At 47.0% G+C, this 21,940-nt stretch carries 19 protein-coding genes and 1 pseudogene; 8 read left to right on the top strand and 12 right to left on the bottom strand.

Translation table 11 applies throughout. The features are described from left to right. From ACO0KV_RS06045 to ACO0KV_RS06035, 3 genes and pseudogenes are all read left to right on the top strand, one after another. Window positions 1-108, top strand: a pseudogene (locus ACO0KV_RS06045) (IS5/IS1182 family transposase); the annotation flags it as partial. Further along, entirely contained in the window at window positions 109-981 is an 873-nt protein-coding gene (locus tag ACO0KV_RS06040; RefSeq protein ID WP_423040906.1) for a substrate-binding periplasmic protein, read from the top strand. 234 nt (window positions 982-1,215) lie between these two features. Continuing rightward, window positions 1,216-4,029: a response regulator gene (locus ACO0KV_RS06035; RefSeq protein WP_423040904.1), complete on the top strand. Its 2,814-nt coding sequence runs from the start codon at window positions 1,216-1,218 to the stop codon at window positions 4,027-4,029. An 8-nt stretch (window positions 4,030-4,037) separates the two neighbouring features. Here ACO0KV_RS06035 and ACO0KV_RS06030 read toward each other — a convergent pair whose 3' ends face one another. The 4 genes from ACO0KV_RS06030 to ACO0KV_RS06015 form a co-directional block, all read right to left on the bottom strand. Next, entirely contained in the window at window positions 4,038-4,499 is a 462-nt protein-coding gene (locus ACO0KV_RS06030; protein WP_423040902.1) for a DoxX family protein, read from the bottom strand. A 121-nt stretch (window positions 4,500-4,620) separates the two neighbouring features. Continuing rightward, window positions 4,621-5,400, bottom strand: a complete 780-nt coding sequence (locus ACO0KV_RS06025) for a putative DNA-binding domain-containing protein (RefSeq protein WP_423040900.1) — start codon at window positions 5,398-5,400, stop codon at window positions 4,621-4,623. Between the two features lie 21 nt (window positions 5,401-5,421). Next, window positions 5,422-6,285: a DUF692 domain-containing protein gene (locus tag ACO0KV_RS06020; protein ID WP_423040898.1), complete on the bottom strand. Its 864-nt coding sequence runs from the start codon at window positions 6,283-6,285 to the stop codon at window positions 5,422-5,424. Window positions 6,286-6,328: 43 nt separating this feature from the next. Then, a complete protein-coding gene (locus ACO0KV_RS06015) occupies window positions 6,329-6,580 on the bottom strand; it encodes a DUF2282 domain-containing protein (RefSeq protein ID WP_423040896.1) in 252 nt (83 codons plus the stop codon). A 393-nt stretch (window positions 6,581-6,973) separates the two neighbouring features. On the opposite strand from ACO0KV_RS06015, the gene ACO0KV_RS06010 reads away from it, so the two are divergent. Beyond that, window positions 6,974-7,192 carry an RNA-binding S4 domain-containing protein gene (locus ACO0KV_RS06010; protein ID WP_423040894.1) on the top strand — a complete coding sequence of 73 codons (219 nt, stop codon included), beginning with the start codon at window positions 6,974-6,976 and terminating at the stop codon, window positions 7,190-7,192. A 52-nt stretch (window positions 7,193-7,244) separates the two neighbouring features. Here the strand turns inward: ACO0KV_RS06010 and ACO0KV_RS06005 are convergent, their stop codons facing one another. The 7 genes from ACO0KV_RS06005 to edd all read right to left on the bottom strand — a co-directional run bounded on the left by ACO0KV_RS06005 (window position 7,245) and on the right by edd (window position 16,520). Then, window positions 7,245-7,673, bottom strand: a complete 429-nt coding sequence (locus ACO0KV_RS06005; protein WP_423040892.1) for a hemerythrin domain-containing protein — start codon at window positions 7,671-7,673, stop codon at window positions 7,245-7,247. A 215-nt stretch (window positions 7,674-7,888) separates the two neighbouring features. Further along, entirely contained in the window at window positions 7,889-8,104 is a 216-nt protein-coding gene (locus tag ACO0KV_RS06000; RefSeq protein ID WP_423040890.1) for a YjfB family protein, read from the bottom strand. A 65-nt stretch (window positions 8,105-8,169) separates the two neighbouring features. Next, window positions 8,170-8,697 (bottom strand): molybdopterin-guanine dinucleotide biosynthesis protein B, encoded by a 528-nt coding sequence (gene mobB, locus ACO0KV_RS05995; RefSeq protein WP_423040888.1) that lies wholly within the window; start codon window positions 8,695-8,697, stop codon window positions 8,170-8,172. Between the two features lie 456 nt (window positions 8,698-9,153). Next, window positions 9,154-11,940: a phosphoenolpyruvate carboxylase gene (gene ppc, locus ACO0KV_RS05990; RefSeq protein ID WP_423040886.1), complete on the bottom strand. Its 2,787-nt coding sequence runs from the start codon at window positions 11,938-11,940 to the stop codon at window positions 9,154-9,156. A 261-nt stretch (window positions 11,941-12,201) separates the two neighbouring features. Further along, a complete protein-coding gene (gene pgi / locus ACO0KV_RS05985; protein ID WP_423040884.1) occupies window positions 12,202-13,836 on the bottom strand; it encodes a glucose-6-phosphate isomerase in 1,635 nt (544 codons plus the stop codon). Window positions 13,837-13,987: 151 nt separating this feature from the next. After that, window positions 13,988-14,638, bottom strand: a complete 651-nt coding sequence (gene eda, locus ACO0KV_RS05980; RefSeq protein WP_423040882.1) for a bifunctional 4-hydroxy-2-oxoglutarate aldolase/2-dehydro-3-deoxy-phosphogluconate aldolase — start codon at window positions 14,636-14,638, stop codon at window positions 13,988-13,990. A 40-nt stretch (window positions 14,639-14,678) separates the two neighbouring features. Then, window positions 14,679-16,520: a phosphogluconate dehydratase gene (edd, locus tag ACO0KV_RS05975; RefSeq protein ID WP_423040880.1), complete on the bottom strand. Its 1,842-nt coding sequence runs from the start codon at window positions 16,518-16,520 to the stop codon at window positions 14,679-14,681. 359 nt (window positions 16,521-16,879) lie between these two features. Here edd and zwf point away from each other — a divergent pair, with 359 nt between their 5' ends. From zwf to ACO0KV_RS05955, 4 genes are all read left to right on the top strand, one after another. Continuing rightward, window positions 16,880-18,340, top strand: coding sequence for a glucose-6-phosphate dehydrogenase (gene zwf, locus ACO0KV_RS05970; RefSeq protein ID WP_423040878.1), 1,461 nt, complete (start codon window positions 16,880-16,882; stop codon window positions 18,338-18,340). Between the two features lie 14 nt (window positions 18,341-18,354). Then, window positions 18,355-19,023 (top strand): 6-phosphogluconolactonase, encoded by a 669-nt coding sequence (locus ACO0KV_RS05965; protein ID WP_423040876.1) that lies wholly within the window; start codon window positions 18,355-18,357, stop codon window positions 19,021-19,023. Window positions 19,024-19,136: 113 nt separating this feature from the next. Continuing rightward, window positions 19,137-20,030, top strand: a complete 894-nt coding sequence (locus tag ACO0KV_RS05960) for an SIS domain-containing protein (RefSeq protein ID WP_423040874.1) — start codon at window positions 19,137-19,139, stop codon at window positions 20,028-20,030. A 195-nt stretch (window positions 20,031-20,225) separates the two neighbouring features. Beyond that, window positions 20,226-21,068, top strand: coding sequence for an HDOD domain-containing protein (locus ACO0KV_RS05955; RefSeq protein ID WP_423040872.1), 843 nt, complete (start codon window positions 20,226-20,228; stop codon window positions 21,066-21,068). A gap of 651 nt (window positions 21,069-21,719) precedes the next feature. On the opposite strand, the gene ACO0KV_RS05950 is transcribed toward ACO0KV_RS05955, so the two are convergent. Beyond that, complete coding sequence (locus tag ACO0KV_RS05950) at window positions 21,720-21,917, bottom strand: hypothetical protein (RefSeq protein WP_423040870.1); 198 nt, start codon at window positions 21,915-21,917, stop codon at window positions 21,720-21,722. Window positions 21,918-21,940 lie beyond the last annotated feature (23 nt).

Genomic DNA, 21,940 nt, shown 5'->3' with positions numbered 1-21,940 from the left:
TTTGCTCACATCAAACAATTTAGGCGGGTTGCAACGCGATACGACAAACTCGCTGAACGATTTGCTTCATTTGTGGCAATTGCAGCTTCGATGCTTTGGTTAAAATAAATGTCAACACGCCCTAATATCTTTTTAGACTTCAAGTCTGTGAAAAACGAAGGAATGCTAATGAAACCACTGTTCTCTCTCCAATTTCTGACTGCATCTCTCCTCAGCAGTATCATTTTGTCAGCATCAGCGCAGTCTGTAAGCCCAAAAAACAAACTTCAAGAAATCATTCAATCCAAAGAATTAAAAGTCTGCATCTGGCCTGATTATTACAGCATCACTTTTAGAAATCCAAAAACTAAAACATTAACCGGCATTGATATTGATATTTCTGCCGAATTAGAAAAAGAACTTGGCGTAAAGGTCAAATATATCGATAGTTCCTTTCCGGAACTGATTGATAATCTGGTCAAAAATAAGTGTGACGTTGCCATGCATGCCGTTGGCATTACGCCAGCAAGAAAAGCGAAGCTGGACTTCTCTCAACCATACTTGCGCAGTGATATTTACGCGATCACATCAAAGTCTAATGACGCTATTCAGACATGGCAGGATATTGACAAGCCAGGACGTATCATCGCAGTTCAGGAAGGCACGTTAATGGTAACCATCATGCAGGGTAGTCTCAAGAACGCCAAGCTGTTGGTCGTTTCGCCGCCCTTGACGCGCGAACAAGAAGTTGAATCCGGACGCGCCGACGCTTTTATGACGGACTATCCTTATAGCCGACGCATGCTAGAAACCACTGATTGGGCACGCATGGTAGCACCGCCCAAACCATTTCATATGACAGATTATGCCTATGCTGTAGCACCAGGTGAGCCGGAATTTTTAGCACGTATCAATGCTTTTATTGATAAAATGAAAAAGGATGGTCGTCTACGTTCAATTGCTGTCAAACACAGGTTAGATCCCATTGTTCTTACCAATTAGCAAACCCATCATATAAGAATGCCAGTCAACACAAAGATCATTCGCGTCCTGCGCCAATTTCCGCTATGGATCATTCTGGGTGTAATCTTCAGTTTTGGCATTCTACTGGGTACCGTTTTCTTACTTAATCACGATAAAGCATTAGCTATTCAGGAAGCGAACACCCAAGGTGAGCTACTGGCAAAAATGCTCGAAAGCCATTTAACCAGAACTTTATCGTCAATTGATAACTCCTTGAATGTCATTACTGGCATCCTCAACAACAACAACAAAGATGAGATGTCAACGAATGACATCACCACCACAGAGGTTAGTCGCATCATCGAGGCGACAGTCAGCAACTCAACCCACCTCCGCTCAGTCTCCATTCTCAATCAAGAGGGTGATGTCCTTGTCAGCTCCAATCACCACGCACTGAACAAACATATCAACCTCTCGTGGTTGGGATTTAAAGAAACACTGAATACTACGCTAGAAGCGGGACGGCCCGTTTTTATCAGAGACATCAACGAACTCGACACGACAGGGATCGCCCAAGAAGACCAATCGAGTACAAACCATTGCGTACCTTTTGCCAAGCAAGTGCGTGTGCGTGATAAAAATTACATCCTACTCACTATGGTCAATCCCAACTATTTGCTGACTGATTTTAGCAACATGTTGGGTTCAAAAATGAATTTCGTCACCATTTTCGACTACGCTGGAAAAGTACTAAGTACCACACCGAATGAGAATTTCATTCTTGGAAATCTGTATCCTGAATTACCATTTTTCAAAGCACTTCAAAGTGAAACTGATTTTGGACGCGTGCACATCACCAGTAAAGATAGTTTTGCGCTACAGGATACGTTTGTCATCAATTTCCGCGCCCCGCATGCTTACCCTATCGTTGCGGTGAGTGCCATCTCGGAAAGTTATGTTGTTGCTCAATGGTCAGAAAGCTCGAGAAATCTCAAATGGAGCGGAATAGCTCTCGCCTGCTTTGTTATGGTATGCGCCTTTTTGCTCACCTGGCTTATGCGAATTCGTGACCATTTTGAAGCAGAACTAGAACTGGAAAAAATTCGAGCAGAGCAAGCGAATAATGCTAAAAGTGCATTCCTGTCTACCATGAGTCATGAGATCCGCACCCCGATGAATGGTGTAATTGGAATGACAAACTTATTACTCGATAGCGATCTCGGCGTAAAGCAAAGGGAATTTATCAAAGTGATTGATGAATCCGCGAATGGATTATTAGCGATTATTAATGACGTTTTAGATTTCTCGAAAATCGAAGCCGGGAAAATGAAAATCGAACATTCAGAATGCGACCTCCTCAACGTCATTGAGGCCAGCGCCGAAATTCTCAATGAAAGAGCAAACAGAAAAAATATCAGACTCATCACGACGATTGATCCAGCCTTACCCAAATTTGTTCACTCTGACGCAGGCAGGTTGCGACAGATATTATTAAATCTAATTGGCAACGCAATTAAATTCACCACCCAAGGCGACATTATTATCAAGGCAGGACGTAGCGACACCGCGGGTGATAAAGACATTGTTCGTTTTGAAGTTATCGATAATGGCATAGGTATTAGTCACGACGTCATACCGACTTTATTTGCACCGTTTATTCAGGCAGACAACTCCATTACCCGTCGCTTTGGAGGAACGGGTTTGGGTCTATCAATTTGCAAGCGATTGGTCGAGCTAATGAAAGGTGACATTGGTGTCGACAGTCAACTTACAAAAGGCAGTTGTTTTTGGTTTGAAATTCCACTGAAAGCTTGCGGCAAAAAGACGATATCTCTACGTCACCAACAACTAAAAAAAATTCAGCCATTGATATTTTGTGACAGTCAGCCCTTATCCGATTGCTTGACAGTTTATCTTGAGTCTTATGGGCTAGACCCTATTGTGATAAAAAATAGCGCAGCATTTGCACTCCACCTAGCACAAGTAAAAACGAATGATCTTTGCTTCATCGAACAACAAATAATTCAGAAAAACGGCATCAACATTGATGCTCACCTCAAAGAGAGGCTCGCATCAACCGTGCTCATTTTTGTTGGCAATGATGAAGCCAGCAAATCAGAATACCTAAAATATCCAGTAGCAGACACTCTTCCTGTGCCGGTTAAATACGATCAGCTATTTAATCTACTTCATAAAAATTTGAACCCACAAACACATATTTTATTGACGACTTCAACAGAAGCAATCCAAGAACCTGTTATCAACAACGCGACTATTGATCAAGCAAATTTTGAAAAAGCGTCGAAAGAAAAAGAAAAAGAAAAAGAAAAAATCCTGATCGTAGAAGACAATTTGATCAATCAAAAGGTCGCGATACACATGTTAGAGCAATTAGGCTATACAGCTGATATCGCAAATAATGGTCAGGAGGGGGTCGCCATGGCCAATGCTGGAAACTATGGATTAGTACTGATGGATTGCCATATGCCAGTCATGGATGGTTTTGAAGCGACAAGGCAAATTCGTCACCAAGAGAAAGAAACGGGACAACACCTGCCTATCGTCGCGCTGACAGCAAACGCAATGCAAGAGGAAAAACCCCGATGTCTCGCCGCAGGCATGGACGACTACTTATCTAAACCAATTACGAAACCCGAATTAAAAGCAACATTAATACGATATCTCACAAAATCAACAATCTCCCTCAGTCCGAAAGAACCGACACCATCAAAACAGGAAGTAACTGAATCGGAAACGCTGGTTGATCACAGCCGCTTGGTGGATATGCTGGGCGATGACAAAGAGGCACATCTGGAAATTCTAGGTCTCTTCTTAACAACAATGCGACCTTTGGAGTTAAAAATCCATGCTGCACTAACGACGGATAACTTTGAGGACATCAAGGCTATTGGTCACCAAATCAAAGGAGCAAGTTCTAATCTAGGCATAGAGCAGTTAAGAATGATCGGTGAAAACTTAGAACTTGCCAGCAAAGAATTCACCACAGAAAAAATCGTTGAACTCCAGCGCTCAATGACGATATTCCTAGATAAACTGGAAGCGTACATCACCACAATTGAACTATAAACGACGGTTTATTGACGGCGTGATGGTAGCTGGGTATCGAGACTGAATTTGCCAGGACCAAACATGACCAATACCAACAGCGAGATACCCCAGTAAAAGTGGTCATTAATCGCCGCAGGGCATTCAAACTGAAACAACTGGGGGTAAGAAATCACCGCCATGGCATTGACCACAAACAAGCCCAGCGCGGCCGGACGAGAAAACAAACCAACGGCTAAAAAAATCGGGAAGACCAACTCTCCACCAGCGCCCATGACGGCCGCTACTTCTGGTGGCAAAACCGGCACCTTGTATTCATCCTGAAATAAAGACAATGTTGCCGACCAATCAGAAATTTTAATTAAGCCTGCCTTAAAAAACTGCCAGCCAACAAAAAAACGCAACCCAATACTCAGCAAGCTACCACCCCAACGTTGTAATTGTTCATCAAAGCGCTGGCTTAAAGCGTGCAGACGTAAAAAGAAATCCATCAAGTTCTCCCTGTTTATAAATCATGACGACCTACTCCGTATCGCGAGTGCAATATACGTTTCACTCAATACTGGTGAGTCGGTGACATCTCTGGATTCTTACAAGCAGTCACGAAAATTTTTATTTGGAGAACACGATCTGAGTGAACGTTTCGCTAGAAAACCAACGCTGCAACCCAAGACCGATGTCAAACGTGGCATCGTCACACAATACCAACTCCAAGGCATCGCCAAGGCTCTTTCGTTCAAACAGTGCCTGAAGTCCCAGGTAATCTGCATGGGTTAGTTGAGTGAGCGATGCATGCCATTGAGGACGCGTAATCGACCCTAGATTTTCTTTGAGTAAATCTACCGGAAACACAACATCACCGTGACCTTGATGCGCCTGCCATATATCAATAGCACTTGCTTGACTCCGAAACAAAGAAGTAGCCGGGTGAACAACAAGATATGCTGTAGCCAAATCACGACCAGAAGTCTCGGCAGCAAATAACGCCTCTCTCAAACTCAAGTGTGGCGCATCAGCAGCATAATAGGTGCGATGTAACTGCCACTCCAGCCTTGCAACATCGGTGAAATATGGATACGCATCAATGAAATCACTTCCCTGCAAAAACGTTGCGAGGTGCGCTCCGAACAGATTCAGATCACCCGACTGAGAAGGGTGAGCAATACCATACGCCTTCGCTATTTCCATAAAAAAATCTACCCCGACAAGCTGTAGAAGAACTGGGTAAGCACCACTCAGGGCCGCGTTCCAGATGCCGTTCTGATTTCCTCGATAATAAGCGAAACGCTCTTGTAAGCGAGAATGCGTACTTAGTTCCTGGCTTAGCGACCCAAATGCAGTCGGATCCAGCAAGGCCTCAGAAAACGACTGCTGTATTTGGGCAAGCTTCATTTTTTAGGCGATCGAAAGCATTTATTCATCAGCAAGTGCTTGCAAACGACGAACCGTTTCAACCTCATCCAGAAGCAGCGGCAGCGGAGGGATATCCGTATCCCATTCAACCAGAACAGGAATATTCGTACCGAACAGAGCGCACGCGTCTGAAAACAGTTGCCAGACGGGCGGGCTAACGCGGCTACCATGGTTATCAACTAGGCACTCAGGGGTTTCAAGATACCCTGCCAGATGAATTTCCCCGACAGTGCCAACCGACAGCGATGCAAACCCCCGCAAAGCAGCAAGCGCATCTTCACCATGATTGACCTGATTGACGTAAAGATTATTCACATCGAGCAGCACACCGCAACCAGTTCGTCGTGCTAATTGCTGCAAAAATTCAGCTTCAGACATTGTGTCATCAACAAACCGCACGTACGTCGAGACGTTTTCAATCAACACTTGCCGACGCAAATAATGTTGTAACGCGTCGACACGATCACAGACCAAATTTAAGGCGGCTTGGGTTAGCGGCAAAGGAAGAAGGTCGTTCATACTACGACCAGCAATCGCCCCCCAGCACAAGTGTTCTGACACCAGCGCAGGCTCAATGCGATCGATAAGGCGTTTTAATTTGGTGAGGTGTTCTTGGCGAAAGCCCTGAGCTGAACCCAACCCTAGGCCAACGCCATGAACACTCACTGGCATTTGCTGCCGCAATTGCTGAAGGACAAATAAGTCATACCCACCGTCAGCAAAATAATTTTCTGCATGTACCTCGATCCAGTCGACAGCGGGACGCTGCTCCAAAAAATCGGAATAATGCAGGGTTCGCAAACCCACACCGGCCCCCTCAAGAACGAGCGGTGGGTGGTGCAATTGAGCAGTTTGCGTCAGCATATGCGAGCATATCTCTTCAGATAACCCCCGGAATTAAACGGGTTTATTTAGCTTGATCCGTTTTACCGCCAGCCTTTTCGCAAGTACCTGCTGGTACTTTTTTCCACTCGGCTGGATCGTTGTCTTTTTTACCCTGCCCTGCGCAAGAATGAGAACCAGTTTTAGTAGCGCAGTCGTTTTGACCCGCTTTTGCAATGCCATAACACTTTTCTGTTTTTGGTGCATCTGCTGCCATTGCCATCGAGGATCCGACCAAACCTGCCAGAGCGACTGCGATCATTGCTTTATTGTTCATTTGATTCTCCGTAAATGAGTTAGGTACTTCAGTGAAAAACATCTTAACTACCAACGATAGTCGAGCTAAAAGGAATAACCTTACACGTGTTATAAAAAAAATTAATTTATCGCGTTCAATATATCTATGCAATCGTTGGCAACTGTTATTCGACTTCAACGTACCAGAAGTTTGCATCCTACTAGGAATCATTAAGTTTTCAAGTACTGCATAGTATTTTTATTAATAATCAAGAAATTTACTTGCAACAAGACTCTATTCAATCGCCGAGGTCCAAACAAAAATACGACGCAACACAACACCGCGGTCGATAGTCAAGTTAAACTTAATCACAAAACGGTGACTTTTAGTGTATTCTTCGCCCTCTTTTTGAATACTCGCGTCGGAGCGCACATGCAAACATTAGATTTCAGCCTGCAAGGCGAATTTGTAGAACTTAACCAACTGCTGAAGCTAGTTGGCCTATGTGATAGCGGTGGTGCGGGAAAAGCCATTGTGGCAAGCGGCGACGTTTTTGTCGATGGGCAGCAAGAATTGCGAAAAACAGCCAAAATCCGCGCTGGTCAGGTCGTGCAGTTAGGTGATATCAGCATCACCGTCGCTGCAGAATAAGGTGTCAATCAGGCTGGCAGAGCAAGCTCTGCCTACACTGAGGTCGCAACTACTACAATTGAGCAGTTAACTCAGAGATCGATTCCGTGCTTCTATGTGCAGCCATAAAACGTGCCAGCATATTATCCATGGTATCGACGTGATGCTCAAACCAATGAGGTAACTCTTCAGCTAGTCTTGGTGCTAAATCAGCATCGCCACTCAGAACACGTTGACGCACTTCTCGCATTACTTCCAGTACGGAATCATGCTCTTGCTTATGGCAGCCAGCAGGGGGGAAAGCGGTTTCTTCCATCCATTTGTTTTCTTGCTCGAAATGGTCGACAGAATGTGCGATTAAGGCATCAAGTCGTTGAATGAATGTTTCCGGATTGTCTTCCGACAATGCGGCACATAGCATGACAAACTCTTTGTGTGTCTCGTCCATTGGCTCGTAACTTAAGACCAAGCGATCAGACCATCCCCATGTATCTTGACTCATATTTTCGTCCTCTTGCAATAAAGTGCCAAGATTATGGCCGATTGGTAAAAACTTTGCTTGTTGAAGATCATTCTACAAACAAAAACAGCGCACCTCAGGTACGCTGTTTTCAGCATTTAACTGCCTCCCGCTGTATTTAGGACAGCGATCACTACGACATCAGAACTCACCACATCACAATCAGTCGCTTAAATACGCTTCGAATGGATCGGGTTTTACGCTACTACGTCAACATGACGCCCTAAGTGTGGGGGTAAGTTAGATGTAGGCGCATTCGCCGTTGGCGCTGTCGTCGGAATTGCAGCAATTAACGCTGTCGCATTTTCGGTTTGCAATTCATTCGCTTTTTTTAGGACTGCAATATTAACAGCCTGACTTGTGCCGACCTGTGCCAAGGTCGTTGCTACTTCAGCAATTCCAGTAACACTCATGATAATCCCCCTTATCTGACAACTACTTTAACGGCAGCCTTGAGGCACTTCTTTAGTATTTTCTTTTAAAATCTGGATAGTTTTTCATTCTGCATCGCAGCAATTATCCAATCAACAATTGCTCTAGGCGTATTCAAATCCAGCCAAACGATGCCCTCTCGCAAATCACTGGGCGCCGCAATATCCGATGCGACGACGATGATATTTTTATCATCCCAGAAATTCGCATCTCGCCCAAGATCGGGTCTGAACACTTCGAGTTTAGTGATCGCAGCCCATTTATATCCTTCAACCAATACAAGGTCCGCCTCCGCAAGTCGAGGCAACAAGTCTTCCAGTGATGGTTCGGGAGTATGATGCAGTTCATGCACAATCGCATATCGGTAAGGTGAAACGAGCATCACCTCACCTGCCCCTGCCGCCCTGAACCGCGCACTATCCTTATGTGGCGGCTCCAAAATCACGTCATGATGACTATGCTTGATGACATTGAGTTTTTTGCCGTGTTTCCCCAGCTCAGAAATAAGAAACTCAAGCAATGTCGTCTTTCCACTTCCTGACCATCCCACCACACCTAATAACTGCACAGACATTACGACCTCTTACACATCGGAAATGCGATTAATAAAAATATACTCTAGCACCCATGAGCATCCGGCCCATCACCATGATTTACCCAAGCTCGCCAACCAACGTCGCCAGAAAAATACAGTTTCAGCAAGAGATGACTTAAACAGTGATAAAGCAGGCTGCGACTATGTTGATAATTTAATTTAGTGCAATATTTTTCTCTTGCATCACGGCATTTTATCGGCAATTAGTTACGCTAGCACAAGCGCCACCATATTGGCTAAAAAATAATGCAGATATTGAGCCTAAATTCACGGGTAAAACGCCGTGTGAGTAACTCAGCATCACACCTCTTTGACAACCACAATATCAGCCCACCTCCATCCATCGCCAATGAGTCACGAAAACTAAAAAAACCGCACACGTTGACGTGGTGCGGTTTTTTTTTGCATTCATTGGCAGAGAATACTCAAAGAGGATTAACCGCTATTACGCAAACCAGCTGCAATCCCGTTGATTGACAAGTGAATTCCGCGACGAACACGCTCATCCTCATCGCCGTTACGGAATCGTTCCAGTAGTTCCACCTGTACGTGATTCAGCGGTGACAAATAAGGGAACCGATTACGAATGGAGCGCGCCAACAATGGATTTGCCGACAACAACTCTTCCTGACCAGAAATCGCTGTTAACACTTTAATCGCTAAAGCATGCTCAGCAGCAATGCGGGGAAAGATACGCGCACGTAGCGCATCATCTTTGACCAATTCTGCATAACGACTCGCGATACCAATATCACTCTTCGCTAACACCATTTCCATGTTCGATAGAACGGTAGAGAAAAATGACCATTCTTTAAACATCGTTTGCAGGGTTTGGAGGCCATTTTCAGGGTGCGCTTGCAAATAATGCTGAACTGCCGCACCAAAACCAAACCATCCCGGTAACATCAGACGACATTGTGACCAGCTGAACACCCAAGGAATAGCACGCAAATCTTCGATCGCAGTAGATTTTTTACGTGATGCCGGACGACTCCCAATATTCAAGCCAGCAATTTCAGAAATGACGGTTGACTCCCAGAAATATTGCTCAAACCCCTCGGTCTCATACACCAGATCGCGATAGGACTTGAACGCATGATCAGACAATTCTTCCATCACCGATAAGAATTCAGGGCGTGGCGCCAACTCGGTTTCAGATAATAATGTCGCTTCTATTGTCGCCGCTGCTAACACTTCCAGATTGCGACGACCGACTTCAGGGTTACCATATTTTGCTGTAATGACCTCACCTTGCTCAGTCAGACGAATCTGACCTTGGACAGCACCTGCCGGTTGCGCAAGAATCGCTTGATAGCTCGGGCCACCACCACGACCAACAGAGCCACCACGACCGTGAAATAAACGCAATCTCACTTGATGGCGCGCGAATACCTGCACCAAATCCAACTCTGCCTTATATAACTCCCAACCAGAAGTCAGGAAACCTCCATCCTTATTACTATCGGAGTAGCCAAGCATTACTTCCTGTGCATTATTTCTGCTGGCAAGTAAACGGGCATACGCCGGAATGGCAAACAAGCGATCCATCACTGGTGCACTGTTTTGCAAGTCACCGATGGTTTCAAACAATGGAATGATATTAACGTCAAGGCGCCCTTCCGCTGGATGCAACAAACCAGACTCTTTTAGCAATAATGCCAACTCGAGCATGTCCGATACGCCATCCGTTTTAGAGATAATGCAGTTTGGAACAGCGCCATCGCCGTAACGCTTTTTAGCCGTTGCCGCCGCGCGGTAAATCGCCAGTTCAGATTGCGTCTCCTCGGAATAAACCAGATAAGGGGAAGCCAATGGTCGGGCTGAACTGATTTCCTGAATCAACGCCTCAATCCGCTGATCTTCGGTCATCTCCAGATAACGTACTTGTGGATTTGCCGCCTGCAACAACTCTGCGACAACGCGTTCATGCACATCAGAGTTTTGACGCAGATCAACGGGCGCCAAGTGGAAGCCAAATACCCGCACAGCACGGCGCAGATGACGCAAGCGCCCACGTGTAATTGCTGCAGAGCCATTCTCCAATAACGATTGGTGAACGATATCGAGATCCGCTGCCAGTTCTTCTGCAGTCTCATACACGTCAGCTTCACCGCTAGGAGGAATCGCCGGCAGAAAGCCTAACAACTTCGTATAAGTAGCAGCAACCCGCGCATAGATCCCACTGATGACCAGACGATACGGCTCATCAGAACGATGCGGAGAGTGATCAGGCGAACGTTGCGCCAGTGCTTGCAGATCATCCGACACTTTCACCAGCAAGGTAGCCATCGACAATTGCGACCCCAATGTATGTAATTCATCGAGATAAAACTCAAAGGCTCTCGTGCTTTGCATCGCCAGCGTTTTTTCGAGAATCGTCGCTGTCACGAATGGGTTACCATCGCGATCACCACCAATCCAGCTGCCCATCTTCATAAAGCTAGGCAATTCTGTTTGCTTAAACGACGGATCTTTACTGACCAGCAAATCTTCCAGACCCGCATACAACTGCGGCAACTCGCGCAAGAAGGTGTAATCGTAAAAACTCAGACCGTTCTCGACTTCATCCAACACCGACAACTTGGATGTCCTGAGCATACGGGTCTGCCATAAAGTCAGTACTGCACGACCCAGCGCTTCTTCATTGGCTTCAGCCTCTTCTGGCGTCAGTTGCATACGATCGCGCTCATCTAACAAACGCGTAATCACCATCTGGCAATTCAAAATACTCTTACGCTGCACTTCCGTAGGATGTGCAGTCAATACTGGCGCCACCTGTGCTGTCTGAAAAAAATCGATCAGTTGCTCAGATGTATGTCCTGTGTTGTACAGCGACTCGATGGTATGCGCCAAACTACCCGCACGTGGTGCTGATCCGGCTATCTGATGCGCGCGCGTACGGCGGATGTGATGCTGATCTTCCGCCAGATTGACTAAATGCGAAAAGTAGCTAAACGCACGAATCACCTGCGTTGTCTGGTCATTCGTCAGGCCATCCAGCGTTGCTTCCAGTTCGGAGCGGGCTGCTTCATCCGCGTCGCGGCGGAAACGGATCGAGTTTTGCCTTACTTGTTCAATCAGATCAAACACCTCGTCGCCGTGTTGATTGCGTACGGTGTCACCTAATAGGCGTCCCAGTCGGCGAATATCCTCGCGCAAACTTTGGTCTTTATCGTCGTCTTTATCGTTCATTTTAAGTTGGGGATGGAGGTGAGTATTCATGCTGACGAAATTCTACGGTATGGGTAAACAAAGAAAGATGAAAAATCTTGATGCGTTTTCCTGGATATCGCTATCCACGTTGAATCCTTAGGTATTTCAGCGTATTGAGCTTAAAACGAAGAAATGACATGAGGCTTACACACAACAAATTTCCTCATTGCAAAGTCAACAATCAGCCCAAACGAGCAGAAAGTAACATCAGGAAGCTACTTTCTTCGCCCTGAACATCTTTGCAATGAAGTGTGAACGACGAAAAACGGCCTAAGCAGCGTTTTTATATTTCTGACTACGTTTTACCGCCAGCAGCAAACCTTTGGTCGAACTATCGTAGTCTTCTTTGACCGCAGCAGGATCGAGGCTGATCAACTGTTGCGCCAGGGATTTACCCAACTCAACACCCCATTGATCGAACGCATTGATATCCCAGATCACGGACTGTACAAACACCTTATGCTCATACAACGCAATCAACGCGCCCAAGGAACGTGGCGTCAACTCATTAAGGAGAACCGTTGACGTCGGACGATTACCCTCAAACACCCGTGGCGCGAGCATTTTTTCTGGCAAATCGCCCAATTCTGCGCGCACTTCGTCAATGGTCTTACCCAGCGCCATCGCTTTAGATTGCGCAAAGCAGTTTGCGAGTAAGGCCTGGTTATGCCCAGGTAGACCTGCATCATCATCCGCGACAACAATAAAATCGGTCGGGATAATGGTTGCACCCTGATGCAACAACTGAAAGTAAGCATGCTGACCATTGGTACCTGCTTCACCAAATAAGATTGGTGATGTCGTGTAATCGACGCGCTGGCCTTCTCGGGTAACAGATTTACCGTTACTTTCCATTTCCAGCTGCTGCAAATAGGCAGGTAATCTTGTCATACGCTGATGATATGGCGCAATAGACAACGCCTGGAGACCCAGGAAATTGATATTCCAGACACCAATCAATCCCATCAGTACCGGCAAATTCTGTTCGAGCGGTGCTTGCGCAAAATGCAAATCCATCTCATGCGCACCAGCAAGCATTTCTTCAAAACGATCAGCACCCACATACAGCGCTATCGATAGTCCAATCGCACTCCACATCGAATAACGCCCCCCTGCCCAATTCCAGAACGGGAAAACATTTTCTGGAGCGATGCCGAACTCCGCTGCGGCACTGACATTCGTACTCAATGCAACAAAATGCTGACGAATCTGATCAACAGGACATCCATGTGCCAACATCCACTCACGTGCCGTGCGTGCATTGGTCAGGGTTTCCATTGTCGAAAAGGTTTTTGAAGCGACAACGAATAATGTCGTTTCAGGGTCAGCATTGGCGAGTGCATCAGCCACATGGCGACCATCAACATTCGACACAAAGTACAAAGAGAGATTTTTTTGTGACCAAGGCGCCAAAGCAATACAGGCCATCTGTGGACCGAGATCAGAACCACCGATACCGATGTTGACGATCGTGCGAATGGCCTTGCCTGTATATCCCAGCCAACGACCTTCACGCACAGCATCGCTAAAGGTACGCATTTGCGCTAACACTTGGTGCACATCGGCGGCAATATTGATGCCATTTAAATCAAACGATTCACCTTTAGGCAAACGTAAGACCGTATGCAACACAGCGCGATTTTCTGTGTGATTGATTGCTTCACCACGCAGCATCGCATCACGACGCTCTTCCACATTCTGCTGCCTTGCCAACGCCAGCAAATTTAACTTTGCTGTTGTATCGATACGCTGCTTAGAATAATCGAGCAAAATGCCACACGCCGACGCAGAGAAATGCGTAAAACGTTGCGGGTCAGCGCGGAATAATTCTTTTAAACTCGGTAAATTCGTTGCACGTTGCTGCAACAAACACCAAAGCGGAGTACGGGAAACAGAAGTAGCCATGATCTTGCTTTTACTCTTTGAATTTTGATTATTTGCAAAAAAAAGGGAGTACTACCATGGTCGTCGGATCAGTACCCGAGTTGGCATGGCGTCTCACAAATACTCCCTCTCACATCCTAGAACACAACATTAGGACAACACTGAGACAATATTACTTCTTCGCTGCGTGTGCAGCTGCAGCAGCCAGACCAGCAATCGCTGTCCAGTCACCTGCATTGATCAGCGACGCTGGACACATCCAAGAGCCACCTACACATAAAATGTTCGATTGCTGCAACAACGCCGGGGTCGATTCCACTGTGACACCGCCAGTTAAGCAAAAGCGTACGTCAGGGAATGGTCCGCCCAATGCTTTTGCCATTTTTGTGCTGCCAACGATATCCGATGGGAACAGCTTCACCACATCAAAGCCATACTCCAGCGCCAACATCAGATCACTTGCACCACCAACACCCGGGAAGTACGGCAGACCGGACTCAGCCGCTGCTTTTGCCAACACTGGCGTGATCCCTGGGCTAATACCAAAAGCCGCACCGGTTTCTTTGACTGCCTCTAACTGTGCTTGTGTCAGAATCGTACCTGCGCCCACGGTAACAGTCGGGCATGCTTTCACGACTTCACGCAAGACCGTCATTGCATTTGGTGTACGCAAGGTAATCTCGACCGCTGGCAAGCCGTTCTCTGCCAGTGTGGTTACACAACGAATCGCCTGATCGACATCATCAGTCACTAAAATTGGCAACACGCGCAGCTGTTCAAGTTGGGTAATGATATTTTGCTTAGTCAAGCTCACGGAACTCATATTGGTCTCTCCAAAATTAATCGATAAATTAATCGATAAATCAATCTATAAACAGTGTTGATGCACCATGTTCAGGGGCAGTGACTACGCGGCGTTGCGCAGCAAATAAGTCACGACCATAACCAAAAGTGGGCTCTTTACTTAACTCACGAACAGAGCGCTGGCTCCATTCTTGCTCATCCACCAACGCTCTCAACTCGCCGGTGTGGACATTCAATTCCACCAGATCGCCATCACGCACTTTGCCTAAAGGACCGCCTTGTGCAACCTCTGGGCTGACGTGCAATGCAGCTGGAATGCGGCCAGATGCGCCAGACATACGGCCATCGGTGACCAATGCCACTTGGTAGCCTGCAGACATCAGGCTACCAAGTACAGGTGTGAACTGATGCAACTCTGGCATACCATTTGCCTGTGGGCCCTGGAAAATCACCACGGCAACAAAATCCATATTCAACTCGCCTGCCTTGTAGGCCTTGACTAACGCATCTTGCGATTCAAAGATTTTCGCAGGCGCTTTCACGATCCAGGCTTCTTCTGGTACGGCTGATGCTTTTACAATGGCGCGACCGAGATTACCTTGCAACAAACGTAATCCACCAGTTGCTGCGAACGGTTCGGTGACATTGCGGACTACTGACGTATCGGTCGATAAGGCTGGCAGCGCTTGCCATTGCACTTTGTTTTCTTTAGTCAATACAGGACGACCAGTATGCGAATGCAATCCTTGATCGCCGTACACCGTCATTACATCGCCATGCATCAAACCAGCGGACAGTAATTCGCGGATCACAAACACCGGGCCACCCGCGTCTTCAAACGCATTCACATCTGCTGTGCCATTTGGATAAACACGGGTGAGCAATGGAATGACTGCGGAGAGCTCGTCAAAATCCTGCCAGTCAATCAAAATACCGGCAGCACGAGCAACAGCAACCCAGTGAATGGTGTGGTTAGTAGAGCCCCCTGTCGCCAGTAACGCAATAATCGCATTGACGATGGTTTTTTCATTCACCAGCTGACCAATTGGCTTGTAGTTACCACTTTGCTCCGTCATTTGTAGAACACGCTCAACGGCGGCGTCTGTCAATACGTCCCTCAACGGATCATTAGGATGGACAAACGCTGCGCCGGGAAGATGCAAGCCCATGGCTTCGAGCAACATCTGATTACTGTTCGCAGTACCGTAGAATGTACAGGTACCTGCACTGTGATAAGCGGCGCTCTCGGCAGCAAGCAATTCTTCTTTAGTGGCTTTACCTTGCGCGTACCGCTCGCGCACTGCCGCTTTTTCTTTATTGGACAAACCAGAGCCCATCGGACCAGCTGGAATAAAAATCGTTGGCAAATGACCAAAAGCCAAAGCACCAATCAGCAAGCCTGGCACAATTTTGTCGCAGATACCAAGGCACAAAGTCGCATCAAACGCATCGTGCGATAACGCAACTGCTGTTGCCTGTGCAATCACATCGCGTGAAAACAAAGATAATTCCATGCCTGGACGTCCCTGCGTTACCCCGTCGCACATGGCAGGCACAGCACCGGCTACCTGCGCGGTAGCACCAAAACGCAATGCAGTCTGGCGGATTTGTTGTGGATACGATTCATAAGGTTGATGCGCAGACAACATGTCATTGTAGGCAGTCACAATCCCGATATTCGGTTTTTGCGCCTGATTCAGCCAGATTTTAGTGCTGCTATCCATGGCAGCGTTGGCATGCGCCTGATTGGCGCACGATAAGCTGGCACGACGTGGGCCGCGACCACGCATTTTTTCAAGCTGAGAGAGATAAGCACTGCGAAGATGTTTGCTGCGATCAATAATACGTTGAGTGACCTGGCTGATTACCGGATGCAACGCTACGGAAGGAGATGTCGTCATAAACTCACCTGATACCCTAATGGGCAGAAATAATAAAGCTTGTCGAAGATACTGATTTAATACAACCAAAGATAGCATGAAAGATAGCATAATTCAGAAAATTTCCGTAACAAACTTTCAGAAATTTCTTTAAACGCTACTTTTTTATGCATTATTATCAAATTTCTCGTAATGAAACTACATTTCTGAAGTTTTTCTGGCATAATCAAACTGCTCGTAAATTCAGAATAGTTTTAAAAACATACCCTTACCGGAATTGAATAGAGTGCGGCAGACTAGGCAAACTCCCTTCTCGCCTTGCTTCGCGGCGCACCTATAGATTCAGAACAAAACAACTCAAAAAACATCACGGAGTCAGCATGACCACATTTGTTTTATTTGGCGGCACAGGCGATCTGGCAAAGCGCAAGATCATCCCAGCGTTATACAGCGCGTTTGTGAACGGCAGACTAGATAATGATTTCAAATTTATCGGTGCGGCACGTGAGAAGTTGACGGACGATGAGTATCGTTCACGAGTTGGTAGCAGTATTTCTGAGTACGCCTCTAAAGTAAGCGGCGCGACCGCTGCAACACTGGCCGCCTTTCTTGACTTAACGCATTACACCAAAATTGATGCACGTGTTCCTACAGATTTTGAAGCGCTGAAAGCATCGCTCAACACATCAGAAACAAACGCTACTCTATTTTATCTGGCAACGGGCCCGGATATTTTCATCCCTGTCGTTGAACAACTGTCCAAGCATGGCCTGGTTGAAGGCAATGCACGGGTCGTTGTTGAAAAACCACTTGGCCGTGATGCACAGTCAGCACGTGACATCAATCAGTCCCTGCGTAATTATCTGAACGAAAACCAGATCTACCGTATTGATCACTATCTCGGCAAAGAGATGGTGCAGAATCTGCTGGCACTGCGTTTCGCCAACTCATTCCTAGAGCCGCTGTGGAATCGCAAGTGGATTCAGGATGTACAGATTTCTATTTCCGAACAAGTCGGCGTTGAATCACGCGGCGACTTTTATGACCATACTGGCGCCTTGCGCGATATGGTACAAAACCATCTACTGCAATTAGTCTCTATCGTCGCGATGGAACCACCGGTCAATGCCAATCCAGATGCGATCCGTGATGAAAAAGTGAAAGTCTTACGCGCCTTACGTAAGTTCACACCAGATGAAGTCAGCAAGAAAACAGTACGTGGTCAATACCGCGCCGGTGCGGTGGATGGTCAGCCAGTGATTGGCTATCAGGCAGAACCAGGTGTTCCACAAGCGACCCGCACTGAGACTTTTGTGGCGATCCGTGCAGAGATCGACAACTGGCGCTGGGCTGGTGTACCGTTCTATCTACGCACTGGCAAACGCATGGCAACGCGCTGCGCAGAGATCACGATCAACTTCAAGCCAATTCCTTACTCAATTTTTGGTCAGTCTCAAGGACCGATGCGCTCGAACCGTCTGGTGATTTCTCTGCAACCAGAAGAAAGCGTTCAACTGTTCATGAAAGCCAAAGAACCTGGCGAAGGCATTCGTTTATCTGATGTCGCATTGAATCTGGACTTTGCTGAAGCATCCAATTCACGTCGCGTCGAATCCTATGAGCGCCTGTTACTCGACGCGATGCACGGCGATCTGACCCTATTTGTCCGCGATGATGAATTAAGTGCCGCCTGGAGCTGGATCGATCCGATTATGAGCGCCTGGCAGAACGACCATGAAGGCTTGAAATCCTATATCGCTGGCAGCTGGGGCCCATCGGCATCGAGCTTCTTGCTTGCGCAAAATGGTGCCGCTTGGGGCGAAGAATACGTAGACAACTGATCGATATGGCACAAATGAATTATCACACTTTCGAGAACTTCAGCGCTCTGACTGAAGCACTCAGTCAACAGTGGCTGACCATCATTGAGACAACACCGGATGGCTCCAGCTTTGCGCTCGCTGGCGGCTCTACGCCCGCCCCCATCTATCAGCGACTCGATGAGTTGTTGGCAAACTCTGGCACCAAAAATCCAGTGAAGCTGGTGGCCACCGATGAACGCTGGGTCAGCGATGCCGATCAGCAAAGCAATGAAGGATTATTCCGCCGTTGCCTGCACACGTCGGCACTGAACAAAAGCTGGAAACTGGTTTCACTCAAAAACGCCAGCAGCTCGCCAGAAGTCGCAACTGATGCGATTGATGACCGCCTACAAATACAACTTCCACGCCCTTTCAGTGCAGTATTGCTTGGCATGGGAGCAGATGGTCACATTGCGTCCTTGTTCCCCGGCGCGCCAACGCAGCACGATCATCTGACCTGCCTGGCAGCGGTACATCCACAAACCCGCCAAAGCCGCATGTCGTTGTCATTGCCACGGTTATTGAGTACAGAACGCATCTGGCTAGTAATTACTGGTGCCGAAAAGCGTCAGGTGCTGGATAATGCCTTCAACGGGGACTTGCCGGTTGCCGCGTTACTCCGCGAGGCAAGCTGCACAATTGACGTTTTCTGGTGTCCCTGATTACTATACTGAGCTACCTCACCAAATAACATCAGCAAGCAACATCAGGGCTAGTGCACATGGCAGCCTGCCACCTATTTTATTGAACCAGTCCTGATCGCGAAACGTACACCATGGCCATTCCTTTTTCTGACAACAAATCTTCAACCCCTTCTGAAAAAGGGCTATTGGCGCGCATCCGCACCGCCAGCACTGCCTTAAGCCGCGCAGAACGGCAAGTTGCTGAATTTTTACTACAAAAACCGCACGATGCGCTTGAAATGTCGATCCGCGTCTTGGCGCAAGCATGCGATGTGAGCGAACCTACCGTTGCCCGTTTCTCGCAGAGTCTCGGTTTTGATGGCTTTAAGAGTTTTAAACTTGCCTTCGCCAAAAGTTTAGCGACCGGAATCCCGTATCTGCATCTGGACGTCAATCAAGCTGATCACGTACGAGACGTGTTGCCGAAGGTTTTTGATAGAACCATCGCCACCTTAATGGAAGCACGCAATAACGCCAACACCGCAAGCTTTGAAGCGGCAGTCAGTTTATTGGCGCGCGCACGTCGGATAGAATGTTATGGACTCGGCTATTCAGGCGCGTTGGCGATAGATGCGCAATTAAAATTTTTCCGCTTTGGCATCCCCACCACGGTCTTCTGCGATGCACATTTGCAAGCGCAATCCGCCTCATTGCTCAATAGCGACTGTGTTGTCGTGGCATTTTCCCGAACTGGCCGCACACGAGACCTGATTAACAGCGTACAACTAGCAAAACAAGCGGGCGCAAAAGTCTTAGTTTTGTGCGCCAGCGGCGGCCCCTTAGCTGATTACGCCGATGTGCACATCAGCGTCGACGTGGAAGAAGATCCAGATATCTACACACCAATGACCTCACGTCTGGCGCACCTGACCTACATTGACGCACTTGCCGTTGCCGTCACCCTCTTACGTGGCCCTGCCGCTATCGATATGCTCGAGCGCGCCAAAATCAGTATCAGCGAAAAACGCATCGACTCTAAAGTGTAAGTAATACCACCGTCTTTGACGACGTCAAGACCGCCACCATGGCGTAAATGCGACAAATACGTCCCACAAACTAATGTGGCGACACGCCTCGGCACGTTTTAGGCAATACTTAGACATGTTAGCGAGTGACATCATCCTTCATTCGCCATAAAGCACTGTACCCGCAAGTATCAGACGCACATTCAGGAGTAAAGCATGGCGCAGATTGCAATTCAGGAAATTATTGACGATGTAAAAGATTTACCTACGCTGCCCGCAGTGGTCATGGAGATCCTTAACAACATCGACAAAGAAAACCTTGATACGATGGAATTAGCAAAAAAAGTGACGCATGATATCGCTCTCACTGCAAAAACTTTACGCTATGCCAATTCTGCGTATTACTCGACCGTCATCAAGGTAACGACGATACAGCAAGCTATCGCCATATTAGGTCTCAATACCGTCCAGCAAATTATCGTTACCGCCTCACTAACAGGCTGCTTCCCAGAAAACAATTGCCGCGGCTTTAGTCATAAAGAATTTTGGAAACACTCAAATATCGTTGCCATCGTCGCAAAATCAATCGCCTCCCAATTAAATTTCAATCAGGATGTCGCGTTCACCGCTGGCTTATTGCATGACATCGGCATTCTTGTTCTTGTCACATACCACGGGGCTGATTACGAGCAAGTCCTGGCATGGCAAGCGAATCACCAATGCTCCCGATTTGAAGCAGAAAAACATGTCATTGGCATCACACATGCGATTGTAGGCGAAGCGCTGGCAAACCAATGGAATTTTTCAGAGCAAATGACGCATGCCATTGCTGGACACCATCATCCGGAAACGCCAGGGTTACGGTTTCTGGCCTCCATCGTCAACCTTGCCGACCACATTGGGCACATACTCAATACCCACGAGAAGCTCGACGATGTCATGCCAGATATTACGGCACTCCCCTGGGAAAAACTAGGACTGACCCATTCGTCACTCAACCAAATATTGACACATGCCAGTAAAGAATTTCAGCATCTCCAAGAGAGTGTTGACTTGTAGAAAATGGTAATGATTAAAAACTGCTAGCGAACTTTGCAAGCCGCTAACAAAAGGAGCTAAAAAAGCTTTAATCCGGCAAGACCTCTTTTTTAACTCAAACCTAGAGGCTCCGAGAAATTGAATCAGGGCCTCTTTATTTTTAGTCGGAAAGAGTTTGTGAAGAATTAGCCAATAGTTAGTAACCCAAAACAACTTTCTTTTTGCCACCAATTTGACTTCAATAAATAGCGCGCGATTTCGGATGAAATAAGCCATCGAATGGCCTTTCAAAAAGGTCACCCAGACGCATTTAAAGGAGCCAGTGATTGGCGCCAAAAACGACAAACCCACCTACAAAGTTGACCTAATTGAGTCTACTCAATTGAGCCACAGTCCAACGAATATTTTTTATTGATGACTGACCGGTGAACAACAGTTTGTAGTCATTGATATTTTTCTGCGACTGCCTGCTCCGTGCCAATAGCCATCATTGGATTTTTGAAAAGCAAACAGTCAGTTCGCTGGATAGCAAGCAACGAAGTTGTTTGTATTCACGTTGAGCTCAACGGAACTGCGCACTAAGCGCAGCAGCCAAAGAGCAGATGGTTGAAATAATGCTGAACATCGAAAAATCCAGATGCGCAGATCCCGCGTTGAGTGTCGTGTTAAAAGTCATAGTGCGATGAAGTCTCCCGATTCAGCATCATCTTCAACCGTAAGTATTAATGCCAATGGCGTGCCATCATTCGAAACACATTTCTCAATGGAGAAAAAAACCACCTCATGTGAGCCTAGCTGCTGAGGTACCCAATCAAGTGGTAGCGACTCCAACTCGCGATCTGCTCGAACAATGAGGGCAGTACTGCTCATGATTTTTAACTTGAAGTTAACCG

Source organism: Undibacterium sp. RuRC25W (genome assembly GCF_049339825.1).
Taxonomy (GTDB): domain Bacteria; phylum Pseudomonadota; class Gammaproteobacteria; order Burkholderiales; family Burkholderiaceae_D; genus Undibacterium.
Note: the sequence above shows the minus strand (reverse complement) of the source record. Positions and strands in the feature narration are given on the sequence as shown.